15 protein-coding genes are annotated in these 17,696 nt (G+C 43.0%); 10 read left to right on the top strand and 5 right to left on the bottom strand.

All coding sequences use genetic code 11. From position 1 onward, the window contains the following. Positions 1–137 precede the first annotated feature (137 nt). Positions 138–827, bottom strand: coding sequence for an anaerobic ribonucleoside-triphosphate reductase activating protein (locus G589_RS0102130; protein ID WP_026520922.1), 690 nt, complete (start codon positions 825–827; stop codon positions 138–140). Between the two features lie 99 nt (positions 828–926). Here G589_RS0102130 and holA point away from each other — a divergent pair, with 99 nt between their 5' ends. The 4 genes from holA to G589_RS0102110 all read left to right on the top strand — a co-directional run bounded on the left by holA (position 927) and on the right by G589_RS0102110 (position 4,520). Then, positions 927–1,952 (top strand): DNA polymerase III subunit delta, encoded by a 1,026-nt coding sequence (gene holA / locus G589_RS0102125; RefSeq protein ID WP_051192123.1) that lies wholly within the window; start codon positions 927–929, stop codon positions 1,950–1,952. Between the two features lie 75 nt (positions 1,953–2,027). Then, complete coding sequence (locus tag G589_RS0102120; RefSeq protein WP_026520920.1) at positions 2,028–2,642, top strand: DUF1653 domain-containing protein; 615 nt, start codon at positions 2,028–2,030, stop codon at positions 2,640–2,642. 3 nt (positions 2,643–2,645) lie between these two features. Further along, positions 2,646–3,671: a glycosyltransferase family 2 protein gene (locus G589_RS0102115; protein WP_026520919.1), complete on the top strand. Its 1,026-nt coding sequence runs from the start codon at positions 2,646–2,648 to the stop codon at positions 3,669–3,671. Positions 3,672–3,803: 132 nt separating this feature from the next. Next, positions 3,804–4,520 carry a serine/threonine protein phosphatase gene (locus tag G589_RS0102110; protein WP_026520918.1) on the top strand — a complete coding sequence of 239 codons (717 nt, stop codon included), beginning with the start codon at positions 3,804–3,806 and terminating at the stop codon, positions 4,518–4,520. Between the two features lie 41 nt (positions 4,521–4,561). Here the strand turns inward: G589_RS0102110 and G589_RS0102105 are convergent, their stop codons facing one another. Further along, entirely contained in the window at positions 4,562–5,539 is a 978-nt protein-coding gene (locus G589_RS0102105; protein ID WP_026520917.1) for a diacylglycerol/lipid kinase family protein, read from the bottom strand. A 155-nt stretch (positions 5,540–5,694) separates the two neighbouring features. Between G589_RS0102105 and glyA the strand changes: the two genes are divergently transcribed. The 4 genes from glyA (at position 5,695) to G589_RS0102085 (ending at position 12,143) form a co-directional block, all read left to right on the top strand. Continuing rightward, positions 5,695–6,933 (top strand): serine hydroxymethyltransferase, encoded by a 1,239-nt coding sequence (gene glyA / locus G589_RS0102100; RefSeq protein ID WP_026520916.1) that lies wholly within the window; start codon positions 5,695–5,697, stop codon positions 6,931–6,933. A 727-nt stretch (positions 6,934–7,660) separates the two neighbouring features. Further along, positions 7,661–8,947, top strand: coding sequence for a glycoside hydrolase family 3 N-terminal domain-containing protein (locus tag G589_RS18575; protein WP_051192122.1), 1,287 nt, complete (start codon positions 7,661–7,663; stop codon positions 8,945–8,947). 87 nt (positions 8,948–9,034) lie between these two features. Further along, on the top strand, positions 9,035–9,361 hold the full coding sequence (locus G589_RS0102090) for a hypothetical protein (RefSeq protein ID WP_026520915.1): 327 nt from the start codon (positions 9,035–9,037) through the stop codon (positions 9,359–9,361). A gap of 28 nt (positions 9,362–9,389) precedes the next feature. After that, the gene (locus G589_RS0102085; protein WP_026520914.1) at positions 9,390–12,143 is read left to right on the top strand and encodes a hypothetical protein; all 2,754 of its coding nucleotides are present in this window, start codon (positions 9,390–9,392) and stop codon (positions 12,141–12,143) included. A 46-nt stretch (positions 12,144–12,189) separates the two neighbouring features. Here the strand turns inward: G589_RS0102085 and G589_RS0102080 are convergent, their stop codons facing one another. Continuing rightward, complete coding sequence (locus G589_RS0102080) at positions 12,190–13,050, bottom strand: YitT family protein (RefSeq protein ID WP_026512328.1); 861 nt, start codon at positions 13,048–13,050, stop codon at positions 12,190–12,192. A 50-nt stretch (positions 13,051–13,100) separates the two neighbouring features. Next, positions 13,101–13,898, bottom strand: a complete 798-nt coding sequence (locus G589_RS0102075) for a hypothetical protein (RefSeq protein ID WP_026520913.1) — start codon at positions 13,896–13,898, stop codon at positions 13,101–13,103. Positions 13,899–14,005: 107 nt separating this feature from the next. Between G589_RS0102075 and thrC the strand changes: the two genes are divergently transcribed. Together thrC and G589_RS0102065 are read left to right on the top strand one after the other, a co-directional pair. After that, positions 14,006–15,499: a threonine synthase gene (gene thrC, locus G589_RS0102070; RefSeq protein WP_026520912.1), complete on the top strand. Its 1,494-nt coding sequence runs from the start codon at positions 14,006–14,008 to the stop codon at positions 15,497–15,499. Positions 15,500–15,522: 23 nt separating this feature from the next. After that, the gene (locus tag G589_RS0102065) at positions 15,523–16,893 is read left to right on the top strand and encodes a citrate/2-methylcitrate synthase (RefSeq protein ID WP_026520911.1); all 1,371 of its coding nucleotides are present in this window, start codon (positions 15,523–15,525) and stop codon (positions 16,891–16,893) included. Positions 16,894–16,958: 65 nt separating this feature from the next. Here the strand turns inward: G589_RS0102065 and deoC are convergent, their stop codons facing one another. Continuing rightward, positions 16,959–17,618 carry a deoxyribose-phosphate aldolase gene (gene deoC / locus G589_RS0102060; RefSeq protein ID WP_026520910.1) on the bottom strand — a complete coding sequence of 220 codons (660 nt, stop codon included), beginning with the start codon at positions 17,616–17,618 and terminating at the stop codon, positions 16,959–16,961. Positions 17,619–17,696: the final 78 nt, after the last annotated feature.

The following is a 17,696-nucleotide window of genomic DNA, read 5'->3' as shown; positions in this document are numbered from 1 at the left end:
AAGATTTTCTGAAATTAAAAGTGCCAATTGCCTTGGCACTTTCGATAAAACAAGGATAGCACAACGAAATCCTTCTGTCAATATATAGATAAACAAAAAAGCATAAACACAATATATTGTGGTTTGTAGTCAAAAAATCACATTCCACGCAGCTGTGCGCCCGGCACATATTTTTGGGCGATTTTCAGATACCTGTCCATCTCTTCGGGATCCGGAGAGGAGAGATTTTTATTTGGAACAGTTTCTCTTGACACAAATGCTTGTAGGTAATAATGAGAAGCACCTCTAATCATTTTTCCGATAGCTTCAAACGAAGAATCGTCGTGAAGCTCTTTTACCACTGTGGTTCTAAACTCATAGGAAACGCTACTGTCCATGATGATTTTGATGCTTCTTTCAATATTTGAAGTATCAAAATCAGGAAGACCTATTGTCACGGCATATTTTGGAAGAGAATTCTTGATATCCATGGCCACGTAATCAACAAGCCCTTTATCTAAAAGAGCTTTAAGCTCGTCCGGATGATTCCCGTTGGTATCAAGTTTGACCTTAAAGCCAAGTTCCTTGATCTTTCTGATAAACTCAGGCAGATCCTTGCGAAGAAGAGGCTCTCCTCCTGTAATGGCAACACCGTCAAGGAGTCCTACTCTTTTCTTTAGGAAGGAAAAGAACTCCTCGTCATCCATGATCGGCTCCGCTGTGCCGTCTACCAGCTCAAAGTTGTGACAATATGGACACCTTAGATCGCATCCGCCAAAAAACACGGTACAGGCGACATTCTCCGGATAATCAAGAAGTGTCATTTTTTGAAGGCCATGTATCAACATATAGTGTTTCCTCAACTTATTAAAAGAAAATTATGCGCTCATCTAGTATATCAAAAAAAGACCAATTATGTTAACATAGAAAACGAGGTGTGTTTTTAGATGGCAGCAAAAACTACGGATTTTCCGGCTAAACAAAAACAATTAAATGATGATATTGCCAGCGGAAATTTTAAGCCCTGCTACCTTATATATGGTGAAGAGGCTTATCTTCGTCTTCAGAACAGGGACAAACTCTTAAAGGCTCTTGGATGCGATGAAACGTCCATGAACTTTAACAGGTATGAAGGCGATGGCAATATTCCGGGACAGATCATAGATATGGCGCAGACTATGCCGTTTCTTGCTGATAAGAGAGTTATTCTCGTCCAGGACAGCGGCTTTTTTAAAAACGGATGCCCGGAACTTGCCGAGTATCTTAAGGAGCCGTCCGATACAACACTTTTTATCTTTGTGGAGAAGGAAGTAGATAAGAGAAAAGACATCTACAAGGCGGTAAGTAAACTCGGATTTGAGATTGACTGTGATGTGCAGAGCGATGAGACACTGATGAGGTGGATAAAGTCTAAGTTCGCCCAGGACGGAAAAACCATATCTCCAAGAGCTCAGGCAGTGTTTATAGATCGCGTGGGTACTGACATGTCAAACATAGCAACTGAAATTGAAAAGCTTGTTTGCTACTGCATAGACAGAAATGAGATAACCGAAGCAGACATAGAGAGTGTATGCGCTAACTATCTTACCAGCCGGATCTTTGCCATGACAGATGCTATTTCTGCTCAGGACCAGAAGAGAGCCATGGAACTCTACTATGATCTTCTGGCACTCAAGGAACCACCGGCCAAGATACTTTCTCTTATCACAAGACAGTTTAATCTGATGCTTCAGGTAAAAGAGATGACAGACAACCGAAGGGATAAGGGACAGATAGCATCATCGCTTAAGCTGGCGCCATTCCTTGTTGGCAAGTATCAGAACTGGGCCAGGAGCTATTCATACAAGCAGCTTAAGGATGCGCTTGAATTATGTGCATCCAACGATGAAGCGGTAAAGTCCGGCAAACTGGATTACATCATCAGCGTGGAGATGGTGATCATTGGCTCCACTTCCAAGAGAAGTGCCGGATAAAAGATATTTGAAAATGTGCAAATGTTGAATTATACTATATAAACGTGTGGCCGGGGGCCACAAAGAGGGGTGTTTATGGCAGACAGACCAAGACCACAAGAGATTTACAGACATTTTAAGGGCAATATGTACCAGGTCCTTACCATCGCAATTCATTCCGAGACCAGAGAAGAGATGGTAGTGTATCAGGCTTTGTACGGAGATTACAAGGTTTATGTAAGACCTCTTGATATGTTCATGTCGGAGGTTGACAGAGACAAGTATCCGGATGTCAAACAGAAGATGAGGTTTGAAAAGGTAACTCCCACAGATGACAGATCAGAAAGGGTGGTTACACCAAAGCCTTTAGAAGAACCGGAAAAAGAACCTGAGAAGCAGCCGGCCAAGAAGCCTATGTTCAACTTCAAACCCACCGAGAAATCCGTTATCATGGAAAAGAGTGTGGATGAGGAAGCTCAGGAGCTGAACCTTGATCCGCTGGTCATTCAGTTTATGGATGCGGATCTTGCATCTGAGAAGAACGACATTTTAGCTAAACTAAGGCCAATAATAACAAATGATATGATTGATATCATGGCCCTTTCGGTCGGAGTTGTGGTCAATGAGGGAGATGTGTATGACAGATACAATGACCTTCGCACCTGCCTTACTACCATGGAGAAATTTGAGAGTACCAGATTAAGGAGTTAATCAATGAAGTTATTATCAATTGCAGTACCTTGTTACAATTCACAGGATTATATGGAGAAGTGCATCGACTCACTGCTAGTTGGCGGGGAAGAGGTTGAGATCCTCATTGTTGATGACGGTTCCAAGGACAGAACAGCAGAGATAGCAGACCAGTATGAGGCTAAGTATCCCACAATCTGCAGAGCTATCCACAAGCCCAACGGCGGACACGGTTCAGCTGTTAATACCGGTATTGAGAATGCCACAGGACTTTTCTTTAAGGTTGTGGATTCCGATGACTGGGTAAAAGAGATTGCATACAGAAAGATACTCAGCACCCTTGCTGAGCTTGCAGGCGGTGATAAGCAGCTTGATCTTCTTATCAGTAACTTCGTATACAACAAAGTCGGAGAGAAGCGCCACAAGGTAATGCGCTATAAGTCAATGTTCCCCATTGAACAGCTCTTTACCTGGAAGGATGTAAAGAGAACTCCAAAGGGACATTACCTTCTTATGCATTCGGTTATTTACAGGACCAAGCTTCTTAGACAGTGCGGACTTAAGCTTCCTGAGCATACCTTCTATGTAGATAATATTTACGTGTTTAATCCGCTTCCTTTTGTTAAGAACATGTACTACCTTGATGTGAACTTCTACTATTACTACATCGGAAGAGAAGATCAGTCGGTTAATCAGCAGATCATGCTCTCCCGTATAGATCAGCAGCTCAAGGTCAACAAGCTCATGGTTGATTATTATGTAGAGAACTATGGCATGATCCGTTCACAGAGAGAGCGCCATAAATATATGTTCAATTATCTCGAGATAATAACAGCTATTTCATCAGTTCTTTTGATCACAGAGGATACAAAAGAGAATCTGGCCAAGAGACAGGAGCTCCTTGACTACATAAAAGAGAAGAATTTCCTGCTCTATACCAAGATCAGATACAGTATTGAGGGTACTTACATCTATCTGCCCGGCAAGGGAGGAAGAAAGATCACACTGGCCGGATATAAGTTATTACAGAAGATTTTCCACTTCAACTAATGGATAATTTTCCTAAAACTTAACGCTATTTAGCATATTTTATGGTGATTCTGATGATTTACATCACCGTTTAAAGTGCTAGAATAAACTTCATCATTGTGTTTTGGCTAGAATTTGTTATTGAGGAATATTATGAAAAAGAAATACGAAAAGTGGGCCGGAAGGACGGTAGATAAGGCATGGATGGCCGATATTTTGCATCTTGCCCTGCCTATCCTGATTTATGCGCCCATCTATATGATTTGGTTTATTGCCATCGAGAAGCACACATTTACACACTATTCAATCATACATACAGCTGTCGATGACGTGATCCCATTTGTAGAAGTTTTTGTTTTACCTTACTATACATGGTTTTTGTATGTATCATTGACACTCTTGTTTTTCCTTTTCTCGTTTGAAGTTGAGGACTATTACAAGAATTTCATTTTCCTGGCAACCGGAATGACAGTGTTCCTTGTCGTATCAACACTGTTTCCGAATATGCACCACTTAAGACCTGTAGTGATGCCAAGGGACAATGTATTTACACACCTTGTGCAGATAATATACAGTACGGATTCATCGGCAAACCTTTGGCCCAGCATCCATGTATATAACTCACTCGGAACAATGATTGCTGTTCACCACTGCAAGAGATGCAATAAGGCAGCCAAGATAGTAAGTGATCTTATTGGCATTTCAATTATTCTCTCTACAATGTTTATCAAACAGCATTCTGTATATGATGTGATCACAGCCTTCATCATGGCAACAATATTCTATATGGTATTTTATCACTCACCATTTCTCGAGAACTTCTGCTCAAGGCAGGAAGAGAGAGTGGCAGTTCGATATAACCTGGATTAAATTAAAACTCCCTGCTTAAGAACAAGCAGGGAGCTTTTTTATTAATTCATCATTCTGAGTTTTTGCTTAAGGCACTCGAAAGTTATATGGTCAGACTTAACTGATACTTCTCCGTCTGTATGAACCCACAGCGGCTTTTGTGTCTTTATGGATACCTTCTGAACAACGTGATGTCCAATGCCTTTTATCCAGAAGTAGTGACCTATAAAGGATAAAGGAAGCGCAAGGAGCATCTTGGCTGATGGCATATCGCCGGCATAGACAAGATCAAACTTTCCGTCGGTGAGATCAGCACCCGGAGCAAACTTAAAACCTCCGCCCTCGTAGTGATGAACCATGGCTGCTATAAAGATAAAGCGATTTAGGCGAATTGTCTTTTTGCCATCAAGGGTTATCTCACAGGCTACTTTCTCGGCGCCAAAGAGCTGTCTTAAAGCGATGGAGCCGTAGGTGAGTTTGCCAAGCCCTATCTTGTTGAGGAAATTCTTGGTATTTGATGAGAGAGCCTGTTCACATACTGCAGCATCGAATCCGATTCCTGCACTGACGTCAAAGAGCCTTGTGACTGATATGCGATCCTCATGAAGTCTTGAAGTCTCCCTGGACATTGAGTTATAGGTGAGCTTTCCAAGATCCAGCGTCCTTACATTTTCGGCCTTTAGGATCTGTGCGATCAGGTCATCGAGCTTTTTTGGAAATGACAAGTCCCTTGCAAAATCATTGCTGGAGCCGATGGGTATGTAGCCCACGAGAGTTTTCTCGAAATTCTGTATCCCGTTTATGACTTCGTTCAGAGTTCCGTCTCCGCCAAGGACAATGAGTTTGATCGGTGAATCTGCATCACTGTCTGAAGACTTGGGCTCGGTAAGGCTGTTTGCAAGTTTTGTCGCATGCCCGGGTCCCTTGGTAAATACAGCTCTGTACTCAAGACCTTTTTCTATGAATTTCTTTTCAAGTAATTCCCAGATATCTTTTCCTTTGCCGGATCTGGCAGAAGGGTTAACTATACAGTAATACATGCTCATCCCCCAATCGAAATATTTTCGTATTAAATTGTAGCATAAAAACTATAGAATTTTTAGAGAGAGTATGATACTATAACGGGGATGTTGCTTTAACGCATTAAACTGTAAATGCGTAAAGTCTTATGTAAAGATTCAGGAGGATTTGGTAAATGTATTCATTGGAAGAAGTTAGGAAGGTTGACCCGGAAATTGCTTCCCTGATCGAGGAAGAAGTAGCTCGCCAGAATGACCACATCGAGCTGATCGCATCAGAGAACTGGACCAGCAAGGCTGTTATGTCAGCTATGGGAAGTCCGCTTACAAACAAATACGCCGAGGGTCTCCCGGGGAAAAGATACTATGGCGGCTGCTATGTTGTAGATAAGGTTGAGAACATAGCAAGAGAAAGAGCAAAAGAGCTGTTCCACTGCGACTACGTTAACGTTCAGCCTCACTCAGGAGCTCAGGCAAATCTGGCTGTTCAGTTTGCACTCCTTAAGCCCGGCGACACTATCATGGGTATGGACCTTGAACAGGGCGGACATCTTACCCACGGAAGCAGCGCCAATATTTCCGGAACATACTACAACATTGTTCCTTATGGTGTAGATGATAACGGAATTCTTGATTACGACAATATGTACAAGCTTGCAGTAGAACATAAGCCCAAGCTCATCATCGCAGGTGCTTCAGCTTACTGCAGAACAATTGACTTTAAAAAATTCAGAGAAGCAGCAGATGCCTGCGGAGCAGTTCTCATGGTAGATATGGCTCACATTGCAGGACTTGTTGCAGCAGGACTTCATCCAAGCCCATTCCCATACGCAGATGTTGTAACCACAACAACTCACAAGACTCTTCGTGGACCAAGAGGAGGACTTATCCTTTGGAATCAGGAAGCTCAGGATAAGTACAAGTTCAACAAGGCTGTATTCCCTGGTATCCAGGGCGGACCACTTGAGCATGTAGTAGCAGCTAAGGCTATCTGCTTCAAAGAGGCTCTTTCACCTGAATTCAAACAGTACGCTCAGAACATTATCGACAATGCAAAGGCTCTTTGCAACGGACTTATGAGCCGTGGAATCAAGATTGTATCAGGCGGAACAGATAACCACCTTATGCTCATCGACCTCACAAACTTTGGTCTTACAGGAAAAGAAGTTGAAGCCTGGCTTGACGATGCACATATCACAGCCAACAAGAACACAATTCCCAACGAGCAGCAGTCTCCATTTGTTACAAGCGGTATAAGACTCGGAACACCTGCTGTAACCACAAGAGGCATGAACACTGAGGATATGGATCAGATCGCAGAGGCTATCGCAATTGTTATCAAGAACAAGGGTGAGAAGAACGACGAAGCAAGAGCAATTATTAAAAAATTGACTGACAAATATCCCCTTGACTAATTTATCAAATCTGAATTGACATAATATTTGAACTGCTATATCAAGGCTTTGATGTAGCAGTTCTTTTATTTACAGAATTGTACAAAAAGAATATACAATTAGAATAAATAACAGAAAATACTACAATTTAAACGATAGTTTCTAAATAATCACCAGAATATTAAAAAATGTATTGACAAATTAGAGGGCTGTGAATATAATAAAACCATCAAGAGATACTTATAAGATATCGAAAATACTTCGCCCCAGGTATATAGAACAAACAGAGCCGGGGAGAAAGAAAGGCAGGTACACTCCAAAGGGATAGGTAATTAAAATATTCAAGGAAAGGATGGTACACTCCACCAGCATACTAAGTTAGTTTTATAAAAAGTTTTTAGAAGTATTTAGTTAGAAAGAAAGTAAGTATCAGAACTACAGCACTTCAAGTACATGATTAGTGGTTATGACAATATCTCCACCTTGCAACCACAGCATATGAATGCAAAAGTTAATGGAACGATGAGGCTGAGAATTGGAGGATTAGTCCGTTGGACGTAATAACAATTGAATTTGATGAGTACTCGGCATAAGGGCAGAAGCAGGTAATATGGATGAAGCTTCTGCCCTCGATTTTTGCGCGCATATAGGAATCCAAAGTCAAAAAACGTCATGCTTGCTTTATATATGCGCAGTGCTAAATTTGTGCTATCATATATATGAGAAAAAAGTTTGAATGGGGAAACAGATGGCACGATTTGACGAACAGGACTTTGATGAGAAGCGACTGGCTCGCAGAGCGCGTAGAAAAAAGAGCCAGATGGCTGCATATATAACCTTGGGTGTGATCGTTGTAGTAGTATTAGGACTCCTGATATTCGGCATTCACATGCTGAGGAAAGCTTTGGGCAGCAAGCCTGCTGCAGAAGAGGCTACAGTGGAGGCAACAGAAGAGGTATCTTCTGAGCCTGCAGTAATAGAAACTCCTGAGGAAACGGAAGAAGTACAGGAATACACCGAAGAAGAACTGATGGACGAGGTGCTCGGAAATATTCTCTCGGAGATGACTTTAGAGGATAAGGTGGCAGGTCTTTTCCTGGTTACGCCTGAGCAGCTGACGGGAGTTGATACAGCTGTCAAGGCAGGAACCGGTACACAGGAAGCTCTTGCATCATACGCAGTTGGCGGAGTGATATATGCTCCCAAGAATATAAAGTCTACAGATCAGATAAAAGAGATGCTGGAGACCACAGCTACGATGAGTAAGTATCCGATATTCACCATCCTTTCGGAACAATCGGCTGCGGCAGATTCGGTTAAGACCACTTTGGGGACTGAGCCGGATGCAGAGATAACCGATACGGAAACATCGATGAATGCCGGCAATAAAGCAGGTTCTGAACTATTTAAGAACGGTTTCAATTTCGCAATAACGCCTGATATGGAAGTATCTGAAGAAGCGTTGTTCGGAGCTGACATAGATACGGTAAAAGAGCTGACAAGCGCTTATATGACAGGTATGCAGGATGCAGGAGTTACTTCCTGCGGATATCTGTTCCCGCTAAAAGGCGATACGGCTTCGGGAATGGCAACTAGTGAAGCCACAAGAGAAGATCTAGTCATAGGAGAGTATGAGGTTTTCAAAAACGCCATTGATTCCGGAATCGGAGCAATGATGGTATCAAACATTTCACTCCCGGAACTTACCGGAGACAACACACCGGCTTGTCTTTCAGATAAGATCGTGGAGGATGAACTTAGAGGAGCACTTGGATTTAACGGAATAGTTATAACAGCTCCTTTGAATGAAAAAGCAGTTACTGAGTATTACACATCGAAAGATGCTGCTATAGCAGCCATTAAGGCTGGAGCAGATATGATATACATTCCTGAAAATTTTGAAGAGGCATACGCTGGCTTACTGGCAGAGGTTCAGGACGGTAACATCAGCGAAGAGAGAATCAATGAATCCCTCAGAAGAATTTACAGTATCAAATACGCCGACAAAGTGGGGCGCATATCTTCGGGGGGCTGATAATTCAAAAATTAAGGGATGCATATGCGTCCCTTTTTTATTTCACCAAAGACAAATAAAAATAATACTGGATAACAGGGGGTAAACATGGAAGAACGCAGAAGTATCAACAGAATTGAATTTTTGGCAAACAGTGTTATCGTTGACAGACAGACTCTGGAGAAGTTTTACGGACAGGTTAAGAACGTCAGTCCTCTGGGAATCGCTATCACAATCGATAAGCGAGTACCCAATCTTGTAGGAAGAGACATGATCGTAGTTACAGAGACAATGATCATGTACTCAGAGGCAGTCAGAGAAGATCAGGAAGTAGGAAGCAAAAAGTCTGTTGCCTTCAAGGCTAAAAAGTTCACATCTGATGTACTTGAGTATTTGTTTGAGCAAATCGGAGTTGATGCGGATTCAGAGGCATAACAGTTTTTTAGGGGTGAGGTAAATTACTATGATGAAGAAAGATCTCAAAAACAAAAAGTTGGTTTCTGCTCTTACAGTCGGAATCTCGGCGATGATGGCTCTTGCAACGCCGGTTACTGCGTATGCAAACGGCGAGGCTACAGCTCCACCTGAAGAATTCCCGGATACAACAACTGAGAGTGAAGTAGGTGCGACTGAGGCCGAAGCTCCTGCAGTTACGCAGGAAGCAGAAGAGCAGGCTCAGGTTGTTGCTGATGCAGCTGCAGGAGAAACTACAGATGCATCTGAAGGCGAACTTCAGAGTGCTAAGGTAGAAGCCGGTGCTGCAGTAGAAGAGATCCTTTCTTCTGAAAACGCAGCTGTTGCCGGAGAAGCAGCCGGATTAGATGCGACTAAGAAAACTGAAGCAGATAAAGCAATAGACAAGGTTATAGAAGCTGCAAATGCAGTAGTCAACGATGGTGAGAATGATCCCTCGGCACTGTCTTCTCTTGATGCTGCATCTGAAAAAGCCACAGAGGTTAAGCAGGATCTTAATGATGCCGGCGCAGCTGACAAGCAGGCTTCTGTTTATGAGCAGGATATGGAGAATGAAGCTAAGGCTGCATTCGAAGATGTAAAGTATGCTACAGAGAAGGCTGAGCATATGGTTCAGGATTCCATAGAGACACAGGAAAAAGCAGATGCTCTCATTGAATCCATTAAAGAAGCTCAGACACCTGAAGAAGCAAATAAGGCGTATGAAGATCTCGACAAGCTTGTGCAGGATACCAAGTCAACTCTTGATGCAATGAAAGAGTTCTATGATAACCTCACCAAGCAGTACGAAGCTGCATCAGCAAACCTTAAGGCCGCTGAAGAGAAAATGGAGCAGGCTGAGAAGGAATTCGGCGATAAGATTAAGAGCGCCGAAGATAAGACTGCTGAGGCTCAGAAAGATATCGATGCTGCACAGCAGAAAGTCGATAATCTGGCAGGAGCTCTTGAACTTGTGGGAGATAAGCTTGATGATGCAATTGATGCCGATGCTCTTAAACAGGCAAGTGGCGATAACTGGGCTGGCAAGATAGGTGGTGACATCAAGAAGAACCGTGCTGTAATGGAGCAGGTTGTTGAGAACTATTTCCTTACACAGAGACTTGGAATTGATGTGGTAAGGGGTGAAGGATACGAGATCAAGTGGCAGTACATGAAGGACGGAAATGATAATGATGAAAAGATCAAGTCCTTTGATAAACAGGAATGTAATGCAGCTAAGGTTACATTCTACTACAGAAATGATGACGGTGAGATAGTTCAGGGCAAAAAGTACTTTAACTGGGATAGTGCTGAGAAAACATTTGTTAATGATAACTGGCAGGATGGTGCAAGAGCTAGTAACGGAAATGTAATCGTCGTATATGAAAAGACCGAAGATGAGATTGCAGCCAACAAGTATCTCACACAAAAATATCCTGGCTTGATAGGCAAAACAAATGAAATAAAAGAGAAAACCAAAGATGGCATCCTTGATGTCTATGCATTTAATGTGGATGGAGAGCGAGTCTATAAGGTTACAGCTGAAATAAATGAGATGATCGCATCCGGCGAAGTTGTAGTAAATGCCGATGGAACCATGACTTTGAAGGATTCCGGAGCAGCAGTGGATAAGATTTCCCAGAACCAGAACAATCTTTTCCATAATGCTAACTGCCTGGTTGTCGGTGCTGATCATAATGTTGTTAACTATACGACAAATGACAAGAACAATTATGCAAAGGCAACAATGAATCGACTTGGAAGCGAGAAGGTAGAACATCTCGTTGAGGAAAGCCGGGCACTCAATGCATTTATAAATGGAAATGCCACCGCTGCCGGCAATGCGGCAGAACTTGCAGGTAAGTATGCCGGATTTGAGAATGCGACAGCAAAAGCCCAGCAGGCTGTACAGATAGCTCAGTATGAGGCTGATACCTTAAGCGAAGCGATAAACGATTTGAAGAGCCAGAAGAAGAGGTCTGTACTTGCGACCAAGGCTCTTGGAGTTGATGATGTAGCATCATACTTTGGAATTGAAGTCAGCGCGGAGAAGGCAAATGAGCTCAATAAGATGACCGTGAGAGAGGTACTTACCGAGCTGGATGGTATGCTCGAAGAGTCCAATGCGAAGGTTGAGACTGCTCAGAAGAACCTCGATAAGCTTAAAGAAGGTTTTGGCCAGGCCAAGACGGATCTTGATAATACACTTCTTCGTCTCAACCCGAGACGCCCAGTGTCTGTCACGATTTCAGACGGAGTAGCCGGAGCGGTAGCTGAAGCTGTGATAACGAGCGCAGCTGCAAGTAGAACACCTGCAGCACCTACAGCACCTGCAGCCACTGTAGCAGAAGCTACAGCAGAAACCCCTGTACAGGAAGCAGCACCTGCGGCAGTTGATCAGAGACGTGCAGCACGCCAGGCTTCCGAGAATGCATTGGCAGCAGGCGCAGAAGAGACAGTAACCGGAGATGTTGCTGAAGGAATTGCACAAGAATCCGCAACGGGTGAGACCACTACCATCGAGGATGGTGGAGTGGCGCTTGCAGAAACGGTAGAAACTGAGACCGGAGAGTTCACAGAGGATGAGAATCAGGCGTATGTAAATATTGAGGATGAAGCATCAGCCAAGGGCGTTCTTGAAGATAATGTCAAGGAAGAAAAGATGGGACTGTGGTGGCTGCTTCTCATAGCACTTTTTGGTGAAGCCGGAAGAGAGATGTATGCTAAGCATAAAAAGAAACAGGAAGAAAAACTGAACAAATAATCCATAATAAAAGAGATGTTTCCGTGATGGAAGCATCTCTTTTTTATTAGTCTCTCGGTCTCATATAGAAGTTACCGGTGATCTCCTCGGTCCTTATGGAATTGATAAAAGCATTCGGATCAATTTCGCGTATCTTTGGGATTATTTTTCTGGTGTCCGCTGCACTTACGATGGAGTACACGATCTTTTTATTCTTGTGGGCAAAAGAGCCTTCGCCGTCAATCAGCGTCGCTCCGTGTCCGCAGACGGAATAGATCATTGAACAGACTCTGTCGGGCATATCGGTGATGATAAAAAGTGTCCTTTGCTGATAAGTTCTGTACAGCGCATGGAGAGCTGTGGTTGTAACATACTGGAATATCATTGAATAAAGAGCTTTATCAAGACCGAACAGAACACCTGCGATACTGAGGATCACAACGTTTCCGGCCAGTATGTAGGGAAAAGCATCGACGCCCTTTTTCTGCGACAGGAATATGGAAATAAAGTCTGTTCCGCCGCTGGTTGCATCAACCTCGAGGCACATGGTTATTGCGATGGCGTTTAAAAGTCCTCCGAATACTGCGACGAGAAGCGGATCCTGAGTTACAGCGTAATCCGGTAGTAAATCGACGAAGAAACCGTTTGTTACTACCATGACCAGAGAGAAGAGGGTGAACCTCTTTCCGATATACTTAAAACCAATGTACACGGGAATCGCGTTTAAAAGAACTGTTACAGGGGTGTATGGAATAGATAAGCCCCAGTATTTAAGAGCAATACGTTGAATGATAATAGCAATTCCCGTAGCTCCTCCGGGGTAAAGTCCTCCGGCGTTTACAAAGGAATTGATATTCATGGCCATAAGAAAAGCAGCTAAAAGGACTACAACGAGCCTTACAGCATCTTTTCTGAGCATCATTTTCAGTTTCCCGGTATCTGTTTTTTTCATAATATAAGTATACAACTTTTACGTCTTTAACGCTTTATTTCGTATATCTTTGGAGAAATCTTTGTGTTCATATAGATATCTGCGTACTGTGAGGGGGATAAATCCTCCACGTAGTTTAGCTGAAAAGCTTTTTTGACACCGTTTTTTATCAGGATATCTGCAGCTTTATTATAGGCAATTGCTGCCTCAGACTCAGTATTGTACTTGCCGACAACGTAGTTGCTCTTAACATGAATTACTGCTTTGTACTTTAAAAAGCCTTTTTCCGCAAACTGTCTGACTCCACGATACCTGTTCAAGATGATGATGTTCTCGTAACGGAAATCACAAGGGTCGTCGTTTGCGAAGCGGTAGTCTCTGCCTTCCACTGCATAGCTCTTTATGCCGTAGCGCTCACGGATTGACAACTGACTTCCGTAGTCTGCCACAAACAGGTGAGTCCCTCTTTGCATGATCTTGTGGGATGAGTAGTAGAAGAGGTCGTCAATATCAAACTTAAGAACCTGTGTTGGTGACAAGTAATACAGGAAATATTTCTTTTCAAGGTAAATGGGATTAGATATATACATGCCCTTATCTCTGTAGTTTATAAGGGATACGAATTTGTCAAAGCCAAGTGCCATATCTTTTTTATAGGAGGAGATATCAAGGGCGCTGTTTTCAAGAACGGCAGCAGCCTCCTTATAAGCTCTTGAAGCTTTTGTGATCTTGCTGTAGCTTCCGAGGGAGATATGCTTGCCGAAATACGTTATGGAAGCTCTGTAGGAAGGAGTTCCGTCTTTTAGAAAAGTCGAATATACACCAATATAATTTTTTTTGCTCATTTTACTCCCCAAATGATGCAGTATTATGGTATACTTTAGTGAAAATTTGTTTTTATACATTCATTTTATATGAATTTATATCTACGTGTCAAAATGGAGGAGAACCAATGCCCAAGGAAGTTTTGTATTCAAGCACCAGAGGAGATAAGTGGAGTATAAAGGCATCAGAGGCTATTCTGCGCGGTCTTGCGCCTGACGGTGGACTCTACGTTCCAAATCACATCCCACATCTTGAGAAATCACTCAGGGAGATTGCATCCCTTTCATATCAGGAAACAGCTTATGAAGTAATGAAACTGCTTCTTACTGATTACACTGAAGAAGAGCTTAAGTACTGCATTTCTCACGCCTATGATTCTAAGTTTGATACAGAGGAGATTGCTCCTTTATCAGAGGCAGGCGGAGCATACTTCTTAGAGCTCTATCACGGATCAACAATCGCTTTCAAGGATATGGCTCTTTCAATCCTTCCATATCTCATGACAACAGCTGCCAAGAAGAATGCAGTTAAGAATGAGATCGTTATTTTGACAGCGACCAGTGGAGATACAGGTAAGGCAGCACTTGCAGGATTTGCAGATGTACCCGGCACAAGGATCATTGTCTTTTATCCTAAACACGGCGTAAGCCCCATCCAGGAACAGCAGATGGTTACTCAGAAGGGTGACAACACCTGTGTAATCGGTATTGAAGGTAACTTCGATGACGCCCAGAACGGTGTTAAGAAGATCTTTACAGACGCAGAACTCAGAAGTGTTATGGATTCAAAGGGCTTCCAGTTCTCATCAGCCAATTCCATCAACATTGGAAGACTGGTTCCTCAGATCGTTTACTACGTATATGCATATTCAAGACTCCTTAAGGAGGGCAGAATAGCAGACGATGACGCTATAAATGTAGTTGTTCCAACAGGTAACTTCGGTAACATTCTTGCTGCTTACTATGCGAGCAAGATGGGTGTGCCGATCGCCAAGCTGATCTGCGCATCAAACTCAAACAAGGTTCTGTTCGACTTCTTCCAGACAGGTGAGTACGACAGAAACCGTGAGTTTGTACTTACAAGCTCACCTTCAATGGACATTCTTATCTCATCAAACCTTGAGAGACTTATCTACCACATCGCAGGTGATAACTCTGAAGCAGATGCTGCATACATGGAGAAACTCACCAAAGAAGGCAAGTATGAGATAACAGATGCTATGAAAGAAAAGCTCTCTGACTTCTACGGCGGATTTGCAACAGAAGAAGAGACATTCGCTACAATAAAAGATCTTTTTGAAAAATCAGGATATCTCATTGATACACACACAGCAGTAGCTGCTTCGGTGTATAATAAATACAAGAGTGAAACAGGAGATAAGACTGTTACAGTCATTGCTTCAACAGCAAGCCCATACAAGTTTACAAGAAGCGTAATGACAGCTCTTGGAAGGAACGACGAGAGCAAGGATGATTTTGAACTTGCTGATGAGCTTTCAGAAGTTTCAGGAGTAGAAATTCCTGCAGCAGTATCAAGCATCAGAAATGCTGAGATAAGACACAAGACTGTTGTCGACAGAACAGAAATGGAGGGAGCAGTTAAGGCCTTTCTTGGAATCTGATTTAATAAATAACGGAGGTGCGTATGGATCTAGGCAAGGGGTATTACTCAGAAAACACACCCGAGATTATTGAGCTTTCCAAGCTTTCAAGGGAAGCAGATCTCATTGAAAACGAGCTATTTGTTAAATACGATGTTAAAAGAGGTTTAAGAGACCTTAACGGTAAGGGCGTACTTACCGGACTCACCAGAATTTCAGAGATCATTGCCAAAAAGACAGTAGATGGCAAGGAAGTTCCTGCAGACGGTGAGATATATTTCAGAGGATATGATGTACACAAGCTGGTGGAATCAGCTGTTAAGGAGAACAGGTTTGCCTTCGAGGAATGTGCTTATCTTCTCCTGTTTGATAAGCTTCCTACGGGAAAAGAGCTTTTTGAGTTCGAGAAGCTCCTTGGAATCTATAAGTCACTTCCACCCAGCTTTGTAAGAGATGTTATCATGAAGGCTCCGAGCCGTGACATGATGAACACTCTGGCAAGGAGTGTGCTGACTCTTTATTCCTACGATGATCTTGCAGATGATGTTTCGCTTCCTAATGTTCTGAGACAGTCGCTGCAGCTTATAAGTATGTTCCCGCTTCTGGCTATTTACGGGTATCATGCATACAACCATTACCACGAGGGCAATTCCCTCATTATCCACCCGCCCAAGGAGGAGCTTTCTACAGCAGAGACTATCCTTTATCTGCTGCGTCCCGATAGCCAGTATACTGAGCTTGAGGCCAAGCTTCTTGATATATGCCTTGTGCTTCACATGGAGCATGGCGGTGGTAACAATTCATCCTTCACAACTCATGTTGTGAGCTCGAGTATGACCGACACCTATTCTGTTATCGCTGCGGCCATCGGATCCTTAAAGGGACCAAGACACGGTGGCGCCAACATCAAGGTTGTTCATATGTTTGACGACATTGAGGCTAATGTTAAGGACTGGAAGGATGAGGAAGAGGTTAAGGCATACCTTGATAAGATCCTGAATAAGCAGGCCTTTGATAAGGCAGGACTTATCTACGGTATCGGACATGCCATCTATTCAAAGTCTGATCCGAGAGCTGTTATCCTTAAGAGTTTTGTACAAAAGCTTGCAGTTGAGAAGGGAATGGAAGATGAGCTTGCTCTTTACGAGCTGGTTGAGAGACTTGCACCTGAGCTTATTGCCGGCGAGCGCACCATGTACAAGGGCGTATCCGCCAACGTCGACTTCTATTCGGGCTTTGTTTACAGAATGCTTGACCTTCCTGAAGAGCTTTATCCTACAATCTTTGCCATCGCAAGGATAGTCGGATGGAGTGCTCACAGAATGGAAGAGCTTGCCAACAATGGTAAGATCATCCGTCCTGCATACATGGCAATAGAACCGAGAAAAGAATATGTAAAGATGGATGACAGATAATTCATTTTAGTCAAAATAAGCCCCCGGCCATGTGGTCGGGGGCTTTTAAATGCTATATTTACGGATTAAAGTCCATACTTGGCTGCGATAAGAGGAGCAACCTTGGATGAACCGATACGGCTGCATCCTGCCTCTGCATAAGCAAGAGCATCCTCGATTGTGCGGATTCCGCCGGCTGCCTTGATCTTAACGTCAGGACCGATGTTCTTCTTAAAGAGCTCGATGTCTGCAAGAGTAGCACCTGCTGTTCCAAAGCCTGTAGATGTCTTGATGTAATCAGCCTTAACATCTGTAACGATCTTGCAGAGCTCTACCTTCTCGTCCTCTGTGAGGTAGCAGGTCTCGATGATAACCTTAAGGAGCTTGTCTCCGCAAGCTGCTCTTATCATCTCAAGCTCTTTCTTAACCTCGTCATATCTGTGATTCTTAACATCACTGATGTTTACAACTGTATCGATCTCTGAAGCACCATCAGCAATAGCGTCCTTGGCTTCTGTAACCTTGGAGTTTGCGCTGTTGTAACCAAGAGGGAATCCGATAACTGTGCAGAGCTTTAAGTTATCACCGTACTTATCATGTACTCTCTTAAGATATGTGGCAGGGATACAAACGGTTGCTGTACCGTACTTAACTGCCTCGTCACAAAGTGAAACAATATCTTCCCATGTTGCATTGGGCTGAAGCTGTGTGTGATCAATGAGTTTAAGAATATCCTTTTCTTCCATAGTTAGAATTATCTCCTTGTCAATTAAAATGAAAATTGCTTTTTGTAGCACAAATATTATAAACTATACTGTGTTAAA

Source organism: Butyrivibrio sp. VCB2001 (genome assembly GCF_000423965.1).
Lineage (GTDB): Bacteria > Bacillota > Clostridia > Lachnospirales > Lachnospiraceae > Butyrivibrio.
Note: the sequence above shows the minus strand (reverse complement) of the source record. Positions and strands in the feature narration are given on the sequence as shown.